This is a genomic window from Staphylococcus epidermidis (assembly GCF_006742205.1).
Classification (GTDB): domain Bacteria; phylum Bacillota; class Bacilli; order Staphylococcales; family Staphylococcaceae; genus Staphylococcus; species Staphylococcus epidermidis.
On the sequence record NZ_AP019721.1, the window covers coordinates 37,462 to 56,667 of the forward strand.

Annotated in this window: 14 protein-coding genes and 3 pseudogenes; 10 read left to right on the top strand and 7 right to left on the bottom strand. The window is 32.5% G+C overall.

Annotated features, from left to right (window positions below; translation table 11 throughout):
* Nucleotides 1-206 precede the first annotated feature (206 nt).
* From ccrB to FNL83_RS00195, 3 genes and pseudogenes are all read right to left on the bottom strand, one after another.
* On the bottom strand, nt 207-1,835 hold the full coding sequence (gene ccrB, locus FNL83_RS00185; protein WP_001631035.1) for a cassette chromosome recombinase CcrB: 1,629 nt from the start codon (nt 1,833-1,835) through the stop codon (nt 207-209).
* Nucleotides 1,832-3,193, bottom strand: coding sequence for a cassette chromosome recombinase CcrA (gene ccrA / locus FNL83_RS00190; protein WP_001631036.1), 1,362 nt, complete (start codon nt 3,191-3,193; stop codon nt 1,832-1,834). The genes ccrB and ccrA overlap by 4 nt, the downstream gene beginning before the upstream one ends.
* A 186-nt stretch (nt 3,194-3,379) precedes the next feature.
* A pseudogene (locus tag FNL83_RS00195) lies at nt 3,380-4,009 on the bottom strand (cassette chromosome replicative helicase); the annotation flags it as partial.
* Nucleotides 4,010-4,017: 8 nt separating this feature from the next.
* Between FNL83_RS00195 and FNL83_RS11975 the strand changes: the two are divergent.
* Nucleotides 4,018-4,356, top strand: a pseudogene (locus FNL83_RS11975) (cassette chromosome recombinase CcrA); the annotation flags it as partial.
* A gap of 111 nt (nt 4,357-4,467) precedes the next feature.
* On the opposite strand, the gene FNL83_RS00205 reads toward FNL83_RS11975, so the two are convergent.
* Nucleotides 4,468-4,827 (bottom strand): ZIP family metal transporter, encoded by a 360-nt coding sequence (locus tag FNL83_RS00205; RefSeq protein ID WP_001631039.1) that lies wholly within the window; start codon nt 4,825-4,827, stop codon nt 4,468-4,470.
* 206 nt (nt 4,828-5,033) lie between these two features.
* On the opposite strand from FNL83_RS00205, the gene FNL83_RS00210 reads away from it, so the two are divergent.
* Nucleotides 5,034-5,360, top strand: coding sequence for an ArsR/SmtB family transcription factor (locus tag FNL83_RS00210; RefSeq protein ID WP_000391495.1), 327 nt, complete (start codon nt 5,034-5,036; stop codon nt 5,358-5,360).
* A 329-nt stretch (nt 5,361-5,689) separates the two neighbouring features.
* The gene (locus FNL83_RS00220; protein WP_002485723.1) at nt 5,690-7,615 is read left to right on the top strand and encodes a heavy metal translocating P-type ATPase; all 1,926 of its coding nucleotides are present in this window, start codon (nt 5,690-5,692) and stop codon (nt 7,613-7,615) included.
* Nucleotides 7,616-8,782: 1,167 nt separating this feature from the next.
* Here the strand turns inward: FNL83_RS00220 and FNL83_RS00225 are convergent.
* Nucleotides 8,783-9,688, bottom strand: a pseudogene (locus FNL83_RS00225) (transposase); the annotation flags it as partial.
* 120 nt (nt 9,689-9,808) lie between these two features.
* Here FNL83_RS00225 and FNL83_RS00230 point away from each other — a divergent pair.
* The 4 genes from FNL83_RS00230 (at nt 9,809) to FNL83_RS00245 (ending at nt 12,739) form a co-directional block, all read left to right on the top strand.
* Nucleotides 9,809-10,378, top strand: coding sequence for a hypothetical protein (locus FNL83_RS00230; protein ID WP_002470562.1), 570 nt, complete (start codon nt 9,809-9,811; stop codon nt 10,376-10,378).
* Between the two features lie 44 nt (nt 10,379-10,422).
* On the top strand, nt 10,423-11,580 hold the full coding sequence (locus FNL83_RS00235) for a hypothetical protein (RefSeq protein WP_002485721.1): 1,158 nt from the start codon (nt 10,423-10,425) through the stop codon (nt 11,578-11,580).
* A 182-nt stretch (nt 11,581-11,762) separates the two neighbouring features.
* Nucleotides 11,763-12,035: a hypothetical protein gene (locus FNL83_RS00240; protein WP_002501902.1), complete on the top strand. Its 273-nt coding sequence runs from the start codon at nt 11,763-11,765 to the stop codon at nt 12,033-12,035.
* A gap of 29 nt (nt 12,036-12,064) precedes the next feature.
* Nucleotides 12,065-12,739 carry an IS6-like element IS257 family transposase gene (locus FNL83_RS00245; protein WP_134943505.1) on the top strand — a complete coding sequence of 225 codons (675 nt, stop codon included), beginning with the start codon at nt 12,065-12,067 and terminating at the stop codon, nt 12,737-12,739.
* Between the two features lie 27 nt (nt 12,740-12,766).
* Here FNL83_RS00245 and lspA read toward each other — a convergent pair whose 3' ends face one another.
* Nucleotides 12,767-13,219, bottom strand: a complete 453-nt coding sequence (gene lspA, locus FNL83_RS00250) for a signal peptidase II (protein WP_164071529.1) — start codon at nt 13,217-13,219, stop codon at nt 12,767-12,769.
* Nucleotides 13,220-13,378: 159 nt separating this feature from the next.
* Here lspA and FNL83_RS00255 point away from each other — a divergent pair, with 159 nt between their 5' ends.
* The 3 genes from FNL83_RS00255 (at nt 13,379) to FNL83_RS00265 (ending at nt 17,466) form a co-directional block, all read left to right on the top strand.
* The gene (locus FNL83_RS00255; protein ID WP_057504659.1) at nt 13,379-13,780 is read left to right on the top strand and encodes an ArsR/SmtB family transcription factor; all 402 of its coding nucleotides are present in this window, start codon (nt 13,379-13,381) and stop codon (nt 13,778-13,780) included.
* A 253-nt stretch (nt 13,781-14,033) separates the two neighbouring features.
* Complete coding sequence (locus FNL83_RS00260) at nt 14,034-14,801, top strand: ZIP family metal transporter (RefSeq protein WP_057504658.1); 768 nt, start codon at nt 14,034-14,036, stop codon at nt 14,799-14,801.
* A 256-nt stretch (nt 14,802-15,057) separates the two neighbouring features.
* Nucleotides 15,058-17,466, top strand: a complete 2,409-nt coding sequence (locus tag FNL83_RS00265; protein WP_002485759.1) for a heavy metal translocating P-type ATPase — start codon at nt 15,058-15,060, stop codon at nt 17,464-17,466.
* On the opposite strand, the gene FNL83_RS00270 is transcribed toward FNL83_RS00265, so the two are convergent.
* Nucleotides 17,447-19,141 carry an IS1182-like element ISSep1 family transposase gene (locus tag FNL83_RS00270; protein WP_142191172.1) on the bottom strand — a complete coding sequence of 565 codons (1,695 nt, stop codon included), beginning with the start codon at nt 19,139-19,141 and terminating at the stop codon, nt 17,447-17,449. The genes FNL83_RS00265 and FNL83_RS00270 overlap by 20 nt on opposite strands.
* Nucleotides 19,142-19,206: the final 65 nt, after the last annotated feature.

Sequence of the window (19,206 nt, forward strand, 5' to 3'; positions counted from 1 at the left end):
GCTTCTTCGAATCTGCAAATCCCATTCCTTTCCCGGTAAAAAATCATTGTGGGATGTTCTTTAGCAATTTCAATATAAGCATTGTGTAGTCATGAAAAAAATGACGGCAATGACTGTTTCATTAGATAAGTGTTATTGAAATTGATAAAGAGAATTCTAAAAATGGTTAGATAAAATAAGTGAAAGAATAGCAGTGTAGTTATTGTTTATTCAATAGTTATATATAAAGTTTGTGGCAAAAATAAAGACGAAGTGCTAGGGAGCACTTCGTCGAGTGGATGGTTATTAAATAGTTGTTTGATTATATCATTATTTAACTTGAGCGTAACATAAAATTGCTTCTTATGATGCTCATCTTTTCTTATGTCAATGCGATCGATGATTGTTAGATATAGTGATTTCAACTGAGATTTCTCTAATTTGTCTATATCTTTGAATATTGCTTGTAGTACATTCGCAATCATATCAGCATCATAATGTGGAGCTTCTGCTTGTTTATCTTGTTCTAGTTGATAGATTTGATTATTTATTTGATTCAATTCATCTTGGTAGCTAAGTATTGTTGGTTTTAATACGCTATCTAAGTCAGGTGAGTCTTCAATAGTTTTCGTTAATGTATGCATTTTTGCTTTTATTTCTTCACATTGTGACTGTTTATAGGCAATATCATGGTTCAAAGAAGAGACGTCTATTTGACTTTTTTCATTTACCTTTTCAACCAATTGCTTCAATACCTTTTTGCTTTTGATAATTTCCAATATCTGATCCATAACATATTTTTCTAGTACATCTGCTCTAACGCTATTGGCAGAACAAACTTTTGAACCTTTATTTCTAAAATTGCTACATGAGTAATATCTGATTCTTTTCTTAGTGCCATCTTTTAATGTATTAGTTGTATTACTTGCCGCCATTGCTGCACCACATTTCGGACATTTTACAATCCCAGTCAGTAGGTTTGTTCCTTTGCCGTGAACTTGTGGTTTCTTGCGACTCTCTTGACGTTTAAACTGTACTTTATCCCATAGGTTTCTATCAATAATAGGCGCATGTTTACCATCAGCGATAATCGGTTCCTCATTGAGTCCTTTTCGTCTTTTATCGCTCCAGTGTCTATACTTCGCAAACTGTATCTTTCCAATGTAAAAAGGGTTTGAGATGATGTAGGTAATGGACGAAATACTAAAAGGTTTCCCTTTCTTAGTCACATAACCTTTATGATTCAATGCGTTCGCAATCTTACGATAACCATGACCTTTAGCGTATGAATCAAAAATATATTTAACAATATTCGCTTCATGTTGATTGATCATGAGCTCTTTTTTACTGTCAGGTACTTTATCGTAGCCTAGAGGTAAATTACCTTGATAATAACCTTCAATAGCACGTTGTCTTTGGCCATTGTAGACATTCTCTACAATCGTATTACGTTCAAATTCTGCGAAGCTGGCTAAAATTTGGAGCATCAATTTACCTGTTGAACTGGCAATTTCTATTTTTTCAGTTAGACTAAAAAATTCGACATTAATCTTATACAATTCCTCGACAATATTTAACAAATCTGAGGTATTTCTAGCTAAACGATTTGTTTTGTAGACCATAATACAATCTAATTTACCTTCGTTGGCATCTTTTAACATACGTTGTAATTCTGGACGTTGCATTGTTTTACCTGATATACCACGATCGGTGTATTCATTGACGACTTCATAGCCTTGAAATTGACAATACTCTGTAAGTTGATTCAATTGACCTTGAATACTGTAACCATCCGTTTGCATTTCAGTCGATACACGTGCATATAATCCAATACGTTTCTTTTTGAGTTGTTTCATATTACTTCATTCCTTTCAGGAGTTATTAAATGTGATTGTTCAACGATATTGAGTGGACTGTTTTTAAAGTAGATTCCTTGTAATTGTTTAGTTTGAGTTATTTTGATGCAATCGATAAAAGGTGCTATATCCTGTAAAGTTATTTTATTTTTTATGACATATTTTAATTTGTCATCGATTTGGTAGGTTGAATAAGTAGAGTAATTCTCTTCACTTTTACAACTAGCAGATAAACGTTTGAACGTTTTTACATCAATACGATTTTGAGCTAGCTTTTCGATAAGTTGTTCTTGTGTTAGATGGGTTTCTTTATGCTTCATTTGTTGCTGTTTTAGGACTTTGAGTATTGTGTTATTCAATCGTTTATGAAACGATTGTTCTTCAAAATACTTTTTACAAGTGTCGAGCACTTCACTTTCAAGTTCTGGTGCATTGATACTTTTAAATGGGCATGTACGATAAGCGTCATTCATATTTTTAGGACAAACATAGTAACGTAGAGAATAGTTCTCTTTTTTTATCGTTAAGTTTGTTAATGTTGATTGACAGTAAGGACATTTGATTCGTCGCTTTAGCTTATTTCTAGAATTGGATCGATTGAGTTGTTTATGAATACGACGCTCTTGTGCTTCTTCAAATGTATCAATATCAATAATAGGTGGAACGATATCATTAAACGTGCCATATTTATTGATGACACGACCGCAATAGTTAGGGTTCAAGAGAATATTTCTAACTTGATAGGGCTTACGAGGAATAAGGTTAGGATTACTATCCAAATGTTGGGAAATCTTTTTGTAGCCTAGACCTTGTAAGTACCAGCGATAAACCGATTTAACTGTATACGCTTCTTCTTCTTGTACAACAAAACAACCTTTTCTATAACGATAGCCAAACGGAGCATGAGTTGTGATTAGCTTACCTTGTTTGGCTTTTTCTCTAATCCCATTTTTTGTTTGTTCGCTGATATTGTTTGATTCCATTTCCGCTAGACTCATAAGTATGTTCAAACGAAAGCAATCAAACTCTTTAGACAAATCAAAATATCCATCGTTAACACTGATGATTGTGATGTGATGCTTTTTACAAATTTCAAAGAATTGTATGGCATTTTTCAAATTACGATGTAGTCGGTTCAAGCGATAGCAACACAATACTTTACATTTTCCAGACGTAATTATTTCTACCATTTTTTGATAACCTGAACGTTTTGTATGTCGACCTGTTTTCTTATCATCATAAAACGCCACATTAGACCATCCATATTGCTTAGCGGTATCCATAATGAGCGATTTTTGAGTAGCTAAGCTTTGTTGTTTGAGTGTACTTTGACGTACATAAGCAATCGCTTCTTCCATGTTATACACCTCCAAAAAGATAATATATATTTGTGAGTAAATTAGAATGAAAGGTCCAACGTGCTTTTAACACGTTGGACCGTCGTGATTAGTTATCGTTCTGTAGCTCTTCAACGACTAAATCAGCTAGTAATTCAATCAATTCATCCATTTTATCTACTCCTGTACGATTTCATCTTTAAGTTATTAAAAATCAATTAAATCATCGTTCTGTTTTTTCCATGATTCAAGTATCTTTTTGTTATCCAAGTTAATTTCAGCTTTAATAGGTTCAGCATCTTTAGTTAGACCAAAAATAGACGCATATTTTGAATCTAGCTTTAAATGGTAAAAGACAAGTGACTGTTTCTTGCCATAGTCATCTTTAACTGCTCTTTTCGTAGTTATTCGATCACGGTCAGATTCGATAAATCCTTTATCCCTTAGTGCATTCACAACATTGTTGACATCTTGGAAATGATGCTCTATCAACATATTCTTAAATACAGATGCAATGATTTTAACTTCGATATAATCATCTTTTAAGGCAATTAGTCCATAGTTCTCAATCATATTCTTTAATGCTGTATCATCAGAAAACTTACCACGGTTTTGTGCTACAAATTGCGTAATGACTTCAATCGCTTTATCAGCCAGTGATCGTTCAGAGACTGTATGAGCATGATAATCAATAAAGTAGTCTCTTATTTTAGCGATATCAATATCTGTAGATAAAACATGACTAAGAATCTTGGCCGAAGTAGTGATAGCCGCATAGCGCTTAAACATACGAATACCAGTATTATTTGTTTCATCCTTCAATTTATCTTTAAACCAATGATGTAATTCAAAAACGGATCAAAAAACAAAAGGCCCTAGAAACTAGGAGCACACTTACACAAGAACAATTGATAGATAAATTAGCTAAAGGAGCCATCGATGCAGAAACGTTCAGAAAACAATCTCAATCGTTACTTCAACAATCAAAACCAACACTATCAATAAATGAGCAACAAATTCAAAGGTCTTTTGAAAATGTAATTCAACAACACTTCACGTTAAGCATGTTATACCGATATATTGATGAAATTCATATTTCTAAAAACAAAAGCCTTGTGGGAATCTATTTCAAAAATGAACCGCTAAACATTGTAAACCAAGCTACGCAATCATCGATTGCTTAATTAATGAAAGGATGAAAAATATGAAAGAAATGAAAAGAAAATCTGTAGGATGTTATGTTAGAGTTTCAACAATTTCTCAAGACATTGATAAATTTAGTATTAATGGTCAAATTACACAAATAAAGGAATATTGCCAACAGGGAAATTATGAATTGCTATACTGATAATTAAAAGTACCCCCGATCGAACGAAAATATCTTTTTGATGACTATTAGTGATAATTGTAATTTTATCCATTAATAGATGAATGGATTGGAATAATACTAAGCCTATTGCTATTCCACCGAGTAAAATTACCCACCCGCCTAATTCAATACTTTCCGGAATCATTTCAAAAAATAATAAGCCAATTATAAGGCCTGCACATAATGAATAAATAAAGCCATGACCACTTTGAAAACCTTCCATTATCCAAGCGAGTCCACCGCCAACACCAATTCCAAGTGCGGAAGCTAACGCCCGATCATCCATACTGCACTCATCCCACTATTCTTAAAAAGGCTTTGTTTATTTTACTCTAAAAAATCAAAACAAAATATATGAATTCATATTAAATATTATTTGACTCTTTATTCAGATGGTTATATCATATATATGAACATATATTAATACATGTAGATAAATAGTGATTATTATATATAAGGTTTTGAATTGAAACCTAAAGTGAGGGAAGGATAATGGAAGAAAAAAAGGAATTAGAGGAAGTAAATAATAAGGACTTAGATGATGAAACATTATTTGTCGTATCGCAAACATTTAAAGCGTTAGGTGATCCTACGAGAATCCGGATTCTCCATTTGCTCTTTTATAAGGAGTATTCGGTAAACGGTATTGCTGAAACGCTACATCTTAGACAATCAACAGTTTCCCATCAATTGCGGTTCTTGAAAAATTTACGGTTAGTAAAATTCCGAAGGGAAGGCACAACATTGTTTTATTCCCATGATGATGAACATACTATGAATATGCTAAAACAGGCGATCGATCACGCCTGTCATCACTAGTATTCCGTAAACCAGTAATGAGTGTTAATAATAATTCACGTCATTAATATTGTTATATGATCATATAAAAATATTATAGGCATATGAAAAGGGGGTTTTGCAATGGATATGGAAAACAAAAAAACAGAATGGAAAGCGTTGTATGATATCTCGAAGGAAAGTGAGATGGGTGTAGCAGAGAGGGTTAGTGAATACGGTTGATAAATTCATAGGATGTATTATTGGATACAAAAAGTTTGGATGTGGTCAATTAACGTCCTGGTTTAGTAAAGCTTACTGCGAATATATTGGAACCCGATATATCATATTTATTTAGAAAGGTGATAGAAATGAAAAATATTCAAGAGCAACAAGCACACGAAAGTCATAGCCACGATCATAGTCATGATCATGATCACGGAAAAATGCCAATTATTTCATATTTTATTGGCTTAGTGTTGGCTATAATTGGGCTTTTTTTAAGTGATGCAAATTTATTAATACAAAACATCTTATTTTCAATTGCCACAATCACAGCCGGCTACCATGTAATTATTCTCGAAGGAATTGGAGAGACAGTTGAAAATACTAAATTAAAGGGAAAATTCACTCCTAATTCTCATATTCTAATGGGATTAGCTGCAATCGGGGCTTCTCTGATAGGGAGTTTTTGGGAAGGAACCCTTTTGATACTTATTTTTTCCGGCGCTCATTTTCTTGAAGATTACGCTGAAGGAAAAAGTAAAAGAGAAATTACTAAGCTACTCGAAATGAACCCAACGACAGCTAAATTAATCCTACCTGATGGAAACACAAAAATTGTTGATGTCAGTGAATTAAAAGTTGGAGATCAACTCCAAGTGCTGAACGGTGATCAAGTTCCAATTGATGGGATTATTTTATCCGGTACTACCTCAATTGATGAATCTTCTATTAATGGAGAAAGTATACCGAAAGAGAAGTCTAAGGGTGACGAAGTTTTTGGAAGTACGATTAATGGAACAGGTACTTTTACTATGGAAGTCACTAAGGAAAACAAGGATACTGTATTCTCTAAAATTTTACAATTAGTTAGTCAAAACCAAGATAATCAAACAAAAGCTGCCAGTATCATTCAAAAATTCGAGCCTAAATATGTTAATATAGTTTTAATCGCAATACCATTAGTAATGTTACTTGCTCCTTTTCTATTTGATTGGACATGGTCGCAAAGTGTATACAGGGGATTAGTGCTTTTAGTCGCAGCTTCACCGTGTGCTTTGGCAGCAGCTACTGTATCTGTAACATTGTCTACAACATCTAACCTAGCTAAAAAAGGCGTGCTTTCAAAAGGAAGTACTTACCTATCACAATTAGCGGATATAGATGCAATTGCCTTCGATAAAACAGGAACCCTTACGAACGGAGAACCTAAAGTAACAAATTACTATTTCACTCATTCTGTGAACGAAGAAAATATTATTGATATTATAGTCGCCCTTGAAAAGGAATCCAATCACCCACTCGCTAATGCTATTTTAGAAAAATTTGAAGTTAAAAATAAAATAGACATCGAAGTTACTAATCAAATTGGAAAAGGTCTGACAGGAGATTATAATGGAAAAAATTATCGTATTGGTAAGCCTACTTCTTTTGAAAGTGCTTCTGAAGAGTATACCCAGTTCAATCATGATTGGGCATCAGAAGGAAAGACGGTTGTATACGTAGCAGAAAATGAAGAAGTTATTGGGATTATAGCTCTAATGGATATTCCGAATGAGCATGCTAAAGAAACAATTAATTACTTTAAGAAACTTGGTATCCACACGACTTTAATTACTGGTGATTCGGAAATGACGGGAAAAGCTGTAGGCGAACAATTGGGAATAGACGAAGTTATCGCTAATGTAATGCCTGAAGATAAATCCAGAATTATAGAAGAACAAAAAGAAAAATTTGGAGTTACTGCCATGGTTGGAGATGGTGTGAACGATGCACCGGCCCTTGTTAATGCTGATGTTGGTATAGCTATGGGGGGCGGTACTGATGTGGCAGTAGAAGTATCTGATTTGGTTTTAATGCAGAACAATTTATCTAAATTAGTACAGTCTCATAAAATTTCCTCAAATATGGGTCGTGTTATTAGGCAAAATATTATTTTTTCAATGGCAGTTGTTGCCTTTTTAGTTGTCGTTAGTTTGTTAGGATTAACTGATATTACAATCAGTGTAATTGTTCATGAAGGAAGTACTTTAGTTGTTATACTAAATGGACTTCGATTATTAAGATCTAAATAATGAACGAATCGATTGACATGAATGAACTTTGAAGTGTGGATTCTACAATGTTCCCATAACATTGGACACTAAAAAACAGAGCAATCTAATAAAGATGTTATGAGTAAAAACAATGCCTTGCATACCGTTTTTATCATACGGGCGGTCAAATAAGCAATTAAAGAGCATGGGAAGCATAAAATCATAAACAGTGACTTAAGGCAGCCAGTTTACATTCAAAAGTTAAATTGACTGTATTAAAAGTTTCGAAACGATTAATATCCGTATGGGGGCAAGCGTCGAGCCAAAGATAATGCCAGGACAGAGCGTCTTTTTCCGTTCTTTTAAGTGGGAAAGGTTTTACCTTCTCTATGCCAAGACAGTCCCAGAGCTAAAAGGGCCAGTTGCTCTTTTTGGGCGTTTGTGAACGGTAATCGCAGGAAGGGGATTTTCCCAACCGCACCTGGTTTTCCATCACAATAAAGTTGGCGGCATTTGTTCTGATATTCTTGGGAATACTTACACTATGAATGGCCGTATTAAGTGATACAGGAGCTGCTATTATTGTAATACTGAATGCTCTCCGCCTTTTGAGGGTAAAAGAATAAAAGTAAGGATAACTAGGTAAAGCTGTTCAATCAAAAATTGAACAGCTTATTTTTCATCAAAATCAAAAACGTTTATTATAATACCTACACTTGTTCTGTTAAATGTACCGATTTTTTAACCTTATTGTATCAGTAATATCTTGAAACGAAGTAAGCGACTAAAATTTCTCTTTTATCATACGTTTATAAAAATACACTTTTAAGAACGGTTTGAAAATTTTTGAAATAGATCAAAATAATCTTCTGGTTAAAAAACCTGTAGATATGATTTCTCTCTTAAATTTTTGTTTGATTAGATTAGACCCTAATAAGACGCATTCAATATGTCTACACGTGAATTTAGTCTTTGAAAATGTAAGGACCATTATTATTATAAAAACCCCAGTATAAAACGATACGCTGAAGCGTACCACAAATAAAACTAAAAAAATGAATATTATAATGATATATTAACAATTAAAAGTTTGAACTTTTTTGGCAATGATGTTAAGGCAAAAATGTATTGAAGAAAGTTAAGAGTTTGGGACATAAAGTTCTAGGATAAGTGAAAAAAGACAATTTCTATTGAAGTAATATAAAAATTGTCTTTTTTATAATTTTTTTGATTATTTTCAGATCGTTGAGCTGTTACATTTCTTATATTAAGTGCCATCAGCACAAATTCTAGTTCTCTTTTGTCTTTTTTATTCCTCGAACGGACATTCGAGTGAAATCCAAAATGGCCTTAATAAATCCAAAAAACAGGCTCCACATCAACTTTTTTTGACTGTAGATGGTTTTTGTTTTTGATTTGAAGTTTATACTTTATACATTGGTGTTTCAGAGGACATTCTGAACAATCATCACATTCATATAATTTAAAGTCTCGTTTAAAAACTATATTTATCATGGCTATAGGCATATCTTTTAAATCCTAGTCTTTTATTATTCGGACAAGTGAATTCATCGTTAATTTCGTCATAATCCCCATTTTGAGTATTAAGAAATGTCACTTTTATATTTTTTAGTTTTATCTTTTATAAACATTTCATAAGTTATGAGTGGCATTCGATTAAAATGATAGAATGCTTTAGAGTCTTTATTCATCCTTGACTCAGGTTTTGAATACTATTTTTCCATACAAATGTATATCGATTGGCATTTGCCTCAACTTTCGTATCATCAATAAAAATGGCTTGATCATCTCTAAGATTTTACTTCAAACACTGAATATGAAATTGAATAAATAACGTTTCTAATAAAGCATCACTTTGGGATTTACTCTAAATCGATTAATCGTTTTATAAGAATGCTTTAGATTTTGTGACAGCCACACCATTCGGATTCTATCATTGAGCAATTTTTCTATCTTACGTCCTGAAAACACAGATTGTGTGTAGGTATATAGAACTACTTTTAACATCATTTTTGGATAGTATGATGTTGCACCATGATAATGTCTGAATTCATCGAATTCAGTCTCGGGAATTGTTTCTACAATATCATTTGGGGTGAGTATTATTTGATGAAAGCTGAAGATAAAAGTTAGAATAAAATTACTAAATATAGATTTGACATCTTTATAAATTAAGAATTTGTCAAAATAAAGGGAGGCATTCTATAGATAATGGTGAATGATGATTTTACGAATGAGTTATATCAACTTATAGTTCCTATGGATGATAAAATAAAAGAAAACATTGATGAAGTATTATCTTTCTACAATATTAATTTCAAAAAATATTTATTTAGTATCTCTTCGTTAGTAACCTTTGAAAAGTGTAATAAATTACGAGGAAGAATTGCTAAATATCCTATTTTTACAATTTTATATGAAAAAGTAGAATATGATGAAAAAGGGATTAAGATTATAATTAATAGTAAAATTCTTAATGACATACAAACGCATGTGAGTCATATTCCTAATACTACTGAAATTTATTTGGTTAACTTTAATAACCTAAACATTTCTGAAAAAACAAAGAAAGAATTGGTTAAAGAATTAAATAAAATGTTTAACGACCAGAAAAAAAGAAAGTTAGCCCATCAAGTTGTAAATATTATAGAGATAATAAAATTGGATAGTCATGGTAAGTCTCTAATTGATATCGGCTATTTCTATTTAGGTGCTAAAAATAGTGCTTTAAAGTTTCAAAAAATACATATTCAAGAAAAAATGGACTATCGGGGAAAGTAATTTCAAATCGATTTGAATTATTAAGAGATATCTATGATATAGACATGAATCAATTTCAACCCTATTTTGATAAGAAAGATAGTAAAACAAAAAGATCAAATTATGAATTTGATATGGAGCAATTCGAATCTATAAGTACATTAGTAGATTTGTTAGAGAATTACCCACTTCCTAAAAGTGAAAATAATATTAAACATTTAGAAAGTATTAAGAAAAATATATTTAGTGATAACGCAGATGAATACGAAAAGTATTTTAATGAAGGTATAGATAAACTTAAAGAAGGTGCATTTGAATTACAAAAGCAATTATATAACCAGTATCCATTTCAATTACTTATGCGATTTCAGTATGAATTAACTGAATTAATTAAGCATATTAGTATGTATTTTAAACAAGTAAATCAGTCAAATATATATGAAGCTACGACTTTATACGAAAAATTAAACAATTTTATTTTAAGAAGTCTACTTGAGAATAACTCAGAAAAAGTTAATTTTAAAAACTTTTTGAATGGAGTAAAATTTGAAGAATCAACAATCAATGCAGATGAGGAAATAATTGTTAAAAAATACAATGATTTTGTAGATAATATTGAGTTTAATAAAGATGATTTTGATAAACTATATGATCAATATGAGGTGTTTAATAGTATAACTAAATTAGTTACATTAAATGAAGATGAAATAAAATGGGATCATATATTTGTATATAAATATAAATTAAAAACCCCTTTCATTGATAAAATAATCATTGATAACTTGAAAAACATTAAAAGTCAATATATTGATAGTAAAACTATGTTGGAAAGAGAATACAATAAAAATGGTAATTTTATTTTTGATTTTTTAAATTTAGCAAAATGTAAAGATGAGAATGAATTAGATGAGGAAATAGATGAGTTACTCTTCAATCTTGATAATATAGGTAACAGATTACTAAAGAAAGTTGTATTAGGTCACTCTAAAAATATAAAATATTCAAACGCACTATTAAAAGAAATTCGGAGAATGATAAAGGTTTTAAATTTATATTCTTCACAAAAAAATCAATCCAACATGGTTGTCACTTACCATCAATTGCAAAAGAGCGATAATGAATTTGATAATAGAATTAATTTACTTACAAAGGAATTAGTTTATCTAAGAGTAAAGAAAGAACTTTTTAATAACAGTAAATATACTCATAATGATGATAGATAGACATTTAATTTGAATAATGAATAAGTTTAAGCTAACTCAATTGAGTTAGCTTTTTTGGCTTCCCCCTCTTTAATGAATTTTGGGGAAGCTAACGATTAGTTCTAAAAATGTTGATAAAGTATATCTTGTAACGTTACTAATAAAGATTTCCCGAGCAATCAAACTTGGGGGTGAGTTTAAAAATGGAAAGCAAAGTAGTTGTAAAAGTAGAACATGATAACGATAAATTACGAGTTGAGCTAAACGTTTCGAAAAGAGATGACTTTAACTATCAAATGCACTTTGCAATAAGTGAACGTGCATATGCATTACTAACTGTAATGATTGGTAGAGCGTTAATGTTACCAAGAGGGACAGTATTCTCATGCTATGAAATATTGGAACTCATTGGTGATGATGTATATGCAGACATCTACGATGATGAAGTTGGTTCTGTTGCAAAGTTGAATTTATAGTATAATTTTAACAAAAAGGAGTCTTCTGTATGAACTATTTCAGATATAAACAATTTAACAAGGATGTTATCACTGTAGCCGTTGGCTACTATCTAAGATATGCATTGAGTTATCGTAATATATCTGAAATATTAAGGGAACGTGGTGTAAACGTTCATCATTCAACGGTCTACCGTTGGGTTCAAGAATATGCCCCAATTTTATATCGAATTTGGAAGAAAAAGCATAAAAAAGCTTATTACAAATGGCGTATTGATGAGACGTACATCAAAATAAAAGGAAAATGGAGCTATTTATATCGTGCCATTGATGCAGAGGGACATACATTAGATATTTGGTTGCGTAAGCAACGAGATAATCATTCAGCATATGCGTTTATCAAACGTCTCATTAAACAATTTGGTAAACCTCAAAAGGTAATTACAGATCAGGCGCCTTCAACGAAGGTAGCAATGGCTAAAGTAATTAAAGCTTTTAAACTTAAACCTGACTGTCATTGTACATCGAAATATCTGAATAACCTCATTGAGCAAGATCACCGTCATATTAAAGTAAGAAAGACAAGGTATCAAAGTATCAATACAGCAAAGAATACTTTAAAAGGTATTGAATGTATTTACGCTCTATATAAAAAGAACCGCAGGTCTCTTCAGATCTACGGATTTTCGCCATGCCACGAAATTAGCATCATGCTAGCAAGTTAAGCGAACACTGACATGATAAATTAGTGGTTAGCTATATTTTTTACTTTGCAACAGAACCTCCAATATCATTAAAGCAACACCAGAAACTATGAAAACATCAGCGAGATTAAAGATAGGATAATCAATGAGCCGAAAATCAAGGCTATCTATTACTTCTCCTCTAATCAAGCGGTCAAAAAAGTTCCCTAATGCTCCACCTAGCAACAGTGATAAGGCAAAAGAGATTCGTCGGTTATTCCTTCCTTCTGTTTGTAAATAATAAATGATACCCAGTACAACAATTAACGTTACAATAATAAAAAACCAGCGTTGACCTTGCAAAATTCCAAATGCTGCTCCTTTATTTCGAAGAGAAGTAATATGGAATACTCCTTCCCATAAAGGAATGGTTTGACCTATTTCCATCCATTTGACAATCGCAGATTTCCATAGTTGATCAATGATTAAAACGATGACTGCAATGATATAGTAGATCCTGATTCTCCTCCTCCAATATTCATTATTTTAAAGTATACCATGATATAACGAAAAAATGTATATTTTATTGTTGCAATAAAACGTTATATTATTTATACTTATATATATACAAATAATAATTTGAATGTTATTTTATACACTAATTACAGAGGAGGGGTTGTTTTGAGTATTACTTCCATAAATAAAAAAGAACATGATTTAGATGGTATAAAATCAAGGGGAAAAGATGCTTGTGAGACATTTATATTTGACCCAGAAAAGGTTGAGCGCCGTCAGCAGGAAGTCGGTCAAACGGATGGCTTATCACAATTGTTTAAAGTTTTTGCGGATGATACACGGTTGAAAATTGTTTATGCACTTACGCAAGAAGATGAAATGTGTGTCTGTGATGTAGCAACGATTATTGGTTCTACGAATGCTACTGCTTCACACCACCTACGTATGTTACGTAATATGGGGTTTGCCGAGTACCGTAAAAAAGGGAAGATAGTTTTTTATAGGCTAGTAAGTAATCATGTGCATCACCTTATGCAAGAAGCACTACAGTTGAAGGAAAAGAAGTAAATGTGATGAGTGTTGGGAAAAATTAGTTAAAATGTTACAAACAACTCAGTCCTCCGTTTTACATGATGGAATGCAGTTGCTCAAAAATAAACCATAAAAATTACCTAAGAAAAGACCAGTAGATAAAAAATCATCTCAGGAGATTTAAGGCCTGGTATCCACTAGGGCTTAAATCTTGTTTTTTCTCTGAATTGTACCCTGATGGTCCAAATTATTTGTGAAATGGAATGAATTAAAGTAAGGAGAGTTTGTAATGTTCTCATGGACTGTAGTATCTCTTGTGTTACTCACAAGTATAGCTAATCTTGTTGGAGGACTTATTGTCGTGAGAAAAGAATGGTCCCCCAAAGCTCTTACATATTTAATGGCTTTTAGTGCAGGTTTTCTTTTATCCATAGGTATTCTTGATCTAATGCCAGAAGGATTAGAAAATTCACCTGAAAATGGAATCTATATATTAATAGGATTTTTAGTATTATTTTCCTTTCAAAGAATCCTCACAACTCATTTTCATTTCGGCTATGAAACACATGAGGATAAACTCAGTAAAAAAACGGGCGGTTTAGGTGCCTTTATCGGAATGACCATTCATAGTTTCTTTGATGGGGTCTCCATTGTTGCGGGATTCGAAGTAAGCAGTGAATTAGGTTTCCTTGTGTTTGTTGCTGTATTACTTCATAAAATACCAGATGGCTTAACCATTTCTTCGATTGTTCTTGTAGTATTTAATGACAGGAAAAAGGCGTTTATTGCCTCTGCAGTACTGGCTTTGGCTACTATATTTGGAGGAGCTTTAGTATGGCTACTCAGTGACACAGAATTTGCAGCTGAAGTACTTGGCGATTCTTTTGCAAGAATTGCTTTGTCCTTTTCAGCAGGTGTTTTTCTATATGTTGCAGCAACGGACTTACTTCCAGTTGTTAATCAATCTGAAAATCGAAAAACTGGTCTTTACGTTTTGCTTGGTGTAGCCGTTTTCTATATAGCTTCTTGGATCATAGGAGTTGTTGGGTTGGAATGAAAATATTAAAGGAATAGCCTTGAATAATCAGTTGAGGAAATTAAACAGAAAAGTTGAGTTTAGTCTTAGCAAAAAAAGAAATAAAATACAATCAAATAATCATTTGACTATCTATATGTGTGGATATATAATAACAACAGAACATAACGTAATATTCAAATGAATATCATAATGAGAGATGGCCAAGAATATAGGAATTCCACATGCATTGATTGATAAAAGATACATTGGTTAATTAAGAAGGAGGTTATTAAATATGAGTGAAGCAACGAAGCCATTAGAGGAGAAATATGTCTATCGTGTTGATGGATTTTCATGCGCAAACTGTGCAGGAAAGTTTGAAAGAAATGTTAAAAAAATTCCGGGAGTAGAGGATGCAAAAGTAAATTTTGGAGCATCCAAAATTTCCGTTTACGGAGAAGCAACGGTTGAAGAATTAGAAAAAGCAGGTGCCTTTGAGAACCTTAAAGTGGCTCCAGAAAAACCTAGGCGGCAGGCTCCGCAAGAGGTTAAAAAAGACAAAAATATATATCGTGTTGAAGGGTTTTCATGCGCAAACTGTGCAGGAAAGTTTGAAAGAAATGTTAAAAAAATTCCGGGAGTAGAGGATGCAAAAGTAAATTTTGGAGCATCCAAAATTTCCGTTTACGGAGAAGCAACGATTGAAGAATTAGAAAAAGCAGGTGCTTTTGAGAATCTTAAAGTGGCCTCTGAAAAACCTGTACGGCAAGCTACACAAGAGATTAACCAGGAAAAAGAGGATGAAAAAGAAGAAAAAGTGCCATTCTATAAAAAGCACAGTACTTTACTCTATTCGACCTTATTGATTGTTTTCGGATATCTTTCAGTCTTTGTTAATGGGGATGAGAACATTGTTACTACATTATTATTTGTAGCATCGATGTTAATAGGAGGATTATCGCTTTTTAAAGTTGGTTTCCAAAACTTGTTACGCTTTGAATTTGACATGAAAACACTTATGACTGTTGCAGTTATAGGTGGTGCGATTATAGGAGAATGGGCAGAAGTTTCTGTTGTTGTCATACTCTTTGCAATTAGTGAAGCTCTAGAACGATTTTCTATGGATAAAGCGAGACAATCAATTCGATCATTAATGGATATTGCACCTAAAGAGGCACTTGTTAGACGAAAAGGTCAAGAAATGATGGTTCATGTAGATGATATTGCAGTTGGAGATATTATGATTGTCAAACCTGGTCAAAAGATTGCCATGGACGGGATGGTTGTAAGTGGGTACTCTGCTGTTAATCAAGCTGCCATTACAGGTGAGTCAGTCCCTGTTGAAAAAGCGGTTGATGATGAAGTATTTGCAGGTACTCTAAATGAAGAAGGATTACTTGAAGTAGAAATAACTAAATTAGTAGAAGATACAACCATTTCAAAAATTATTCATCTTGTAGAGGAAGCACAGGGAGAACGAGCACCATCTCAAGCCTTTGTAGAAAAATTTGCGAAATATTATACTCCGATCATCATGATCATAGCTGCGTTAGTTGCTGTAGTTCCACCATTATTCTTTGGGGCTAGTTGGGAAACATGGGTTTATCAAGGTTTAGCTGTTTTAGTCGTTGGTTGTCCATGTGCGTTGGTTATTTCCACCCCGATTTCGATTGTTTCAGCAATTGGAAATGCAGCGAAAAAGGGTGTCCTAATAAAAGGTGGCGTTTATTTAGAAGAAATGGGTGCCTTAAAGGCCATTGCTTTCGATAAAACAGGTACTTTGACAAAAGGTGTCCCTGTTGTAACTGACTTCAATGTGTTGAACAAACAGGTAGATGAAAATGAAATGCTATCCATCATTACTGCATTAGAGTATCGTTCTCAGCACCCTCTTGCATCAGCAATCATGAAAAGAGCAGAAGAGGCGAATATTTCTTATTCAGATGTTGTGATAGATGACTTCTCTTCCATTACAGGAAAAGGAATTAAGGGTACTGTAGACGGAACGACCTATTATATTGGAAGTCCAAAACTATTTAAGGAACTGTCAAACTCTAGTTTTGATAAGAATTTAGAGAAAAAAGTTGCAACTCTTCAAAATCAAGGGAAAACTGCTATGGTTGTTGGAACTGACAAAGAAATACTAGCTATTATTGCAGTAGCAGATGAAGTACGTGAATCAAGTAAAGAAGTCATTCAAAAACTACATCAACTTGGCATCAAAAATACAATTATGCTTACCGGTGATAATAAAGGTACTGCGAATGCCATTGGAAGTCATGTCGGAGTAAAAGAAGTTCAGGCTGAATTAATGCCTCAGGATAAATTGGATTATATTAAACAATTGAAATCGGAATACAACAACGTAGCTATGATTGGCGATGGTGTCAATGATGCACCTGCATTGGCAGCTTCCACTGTTGGAATTGCAATGGGTGGAGCTGGTACTGATACAGCATTAGAAACGGCGGACGTTGCACTAATGGGAGATGATTTAAGAAAACTTCCGTTTACGGTAAAACTAAGTCGAAAAGCGCTAAACATAATAAAAGCTAACATTACTTTTGCAATTGCTATTAAATTTATTGCCTTATTATTGGTTATTCCAGGTTGGTTAACACTCTGGATTGCGATTCTTTCAGATATGGGTGCAACTCTTCTTGTAGCGTTGAACAGTTTACGACTTATGCGAGTGAAAGATTAAGAGTAAAAAGAGTGTGGGACATAAAGTCCCAGGATAAGTAAAAAAAGACAATTTCTATTGAAATAATATAGAAATTGTCTTTTTTATTATTTTTTTGATTATTTTCAGCTCGTTGAGCTGTTACTTTTCTTATATTAAGTGCCATTAGCACAAATCCTAATTCTCTTTTGGCTTTATCTATCCCTCGAACGGACATTCTAGTGAAACCCAAAATAGCCTTCATAAATCCAAAAACAGGCTCCACATCAATTTTTCTTTGACTGTAGATGGTTTTTGTTTTTGGTTCTGAAAGCTTTTTATTAATTTGGGCTTTAAAATATTCCCAATTATAATTTTTCATTATTTTTTTATTTGTTTTTGAATTGAAGTTCATACATTGTTGTTTCAGAGGGCATTCTGAACAATCATCACATTCATATAATTTAAAGTCTCGTTTAAAACCATATTTATCATGACGATAGGCATATCTTTTAAATCCTAGTCTTTTATTATTCGGACAAATGAATTCATCGTTAATTTCGTCATAATCCCAATTTTGAGTATTAAAGATGTCACTTTTATATTTTTTAGTTTTATCTTTTATAAACATTCCATAAGTTATGAGTGGCGTTCGATTAAAATTATCTATAATTGCCATATAATTGGCTTCGCTACCATAACCTGCGTCAGCTACAATATATTCAGGTAAATGACCGTAGGTCTCTTGTATTGTATTTAAAAAAGGTATCATTGTTCTTGTATCAGTCGGATTTTGATACACATCATAAAATAAAACAAATTGAGAATTTGTCGCTATTTGTAAATTATACCCCGGTTTAAGTTGTCCATTTTTCATATGATCTTCTTTCATTCTCATAAATGTGGCATCGTGATCTGTTTTAGAATAACTATTTCTATCCTTTAAAATAGATTTTTGGACTTCGTATTTATGCTTTCGCTGAGAGTAATCATTAATTTGCTTTTTGTATTTTTTAATTTTAGTTCTTTTGAGCCGTATTTGTTTTCTTATTTTAGTACATTTTTCATTATCGATATGTTGGTTTAAATCTTCGATTTCTTTATCTAAATGACTACCAATCAAATCTATTTCTTCTTTTGTTAAGTCATTATCATGATCTTTTTTAATCTCAGGTATGATTTTATTTATCACCAATTCATGATAGAGTGCTTTAGAGTTTTCATTCATTCTTGACTCATGGTTTTGAATACTCTTTTTCCATACAAATGTATATCGATTGGCATTTGCCTCAACTTTCGTACCATCAATAAAAATGGCCTGATCATCAATAAGATTTTGTTTCAAACACTGACTATGAAATTGAATAAATAATGATTCTAATAAAGCGTCTACTTTGGGATTTACTCTAAATCGATTAATCGTTTTATAAGAAGGCTTTTGATTTTGTGATAGCCACATCATTCGGATACTATCATTGAGTAATTTTTCTATCTTACGTCCTGAAAACACAGATTGGGTGTAGGCATATAAAACTACTTTTAACATCATTTTTGGATGGTATGATGTTGCACCTCGATGATGTCTGAATTCATCGAATTCAGTCTCGGGAATTGTTTCTACAATATCATTTACATGTCGTGAAATATCATTTGTGGGGATAAGAACTGAAGTTTCCATTGGTAGAGTAAGTTGAGTCATGTTATAATCTTTATACATAAGGCACCTCGTTAATTTAGTTTAGTGATGTTTATTAAATTATACGAAAGGGCCTTATTTTTTTA

Bases quoted from the DNA above. Each gene is read 5' to 3' on its own strand.
- ccrB (WP_001631035.1), bottom strand. From the start codon at position 1,835: ATGAAACAACTCAAAAAGAAACGTATTGGATTATATGCACGTGTATCG.
- ccrA (WP_001631036.1), bottom strand. From the start codon at position 3,193: ATGGAAGAAGCGATTGCTTATGTACGTCAAAGTACACTCAAACAACAA.
- FNL83_RS00205 (WP_001631039.1), bottom strand. From the start codon at position 4,827: ATGGATGATCGGGCGTTAGCTTCCGCACTTGGAATTGGTGTTGGCGGT.
- FNL83_RS00210 (WP_000391495.1), top strand. From the start codon at position 5,034: ATGGAAGAAAAAAAGGAATTAGAGGAAGTAAATAATAAGGACTTAGAT.
- FNL83_RS00220 (WP_002485723.1), top strand. From the start codon at position 5,690: ATGAAAAATATTCAAGAGCAACAAGCACACGAAAGTCATAGCCACGAT.
- FNL83_RS00230 (WP_002470562.1), top strand. From the start codon at position 9,809: ATGGTGAATGATGATTTTACGAATGAGTTATATCAACTTATAGTTCCT.
- FNL83_RS00235 (WP_002485721.1), top strand. From the start codon at position 10,423: ATGAATCAATTTCAACCCTATTTTGATAAGAAAGATAGTAAAACAAAA.
- FNL83_RS00240 (WP_002501902.1), top strand. From the start codon at position 11,763: ATGGAAAGCAAAGTAGTTGTAAAAGTAGAACATGATAACGATAAATTA.
- FNL83_RS00245 (WP_134943505.1), top strand. From the start codon at position 12,065: ATGAACTATTTCAGATATAAACAATTTAACAAGGATGTTATCACTGTA.
- FNL83_RS00260 (WP_057504658.1), top strand. From the start codon at position 14,034: ATGTTCTCATGGACTGTAGTATCTCTTGTGTTACTCACAAGTATAGCT.
- FNL83_RS00265 (WP_002485759.1), top strand. From the start codon at position 15,058: ATGAGTGAAGCAACGAAGCCATTAGAGGAGAAATATGTCTATCGTGTT.
- FNL83_RS00270 (WP_142191172.1), bottom strand. From the start codon at position 19,141: ATGTATAAAGATTATAACATGACTCAACTTACTCTACCAATGGAAACT.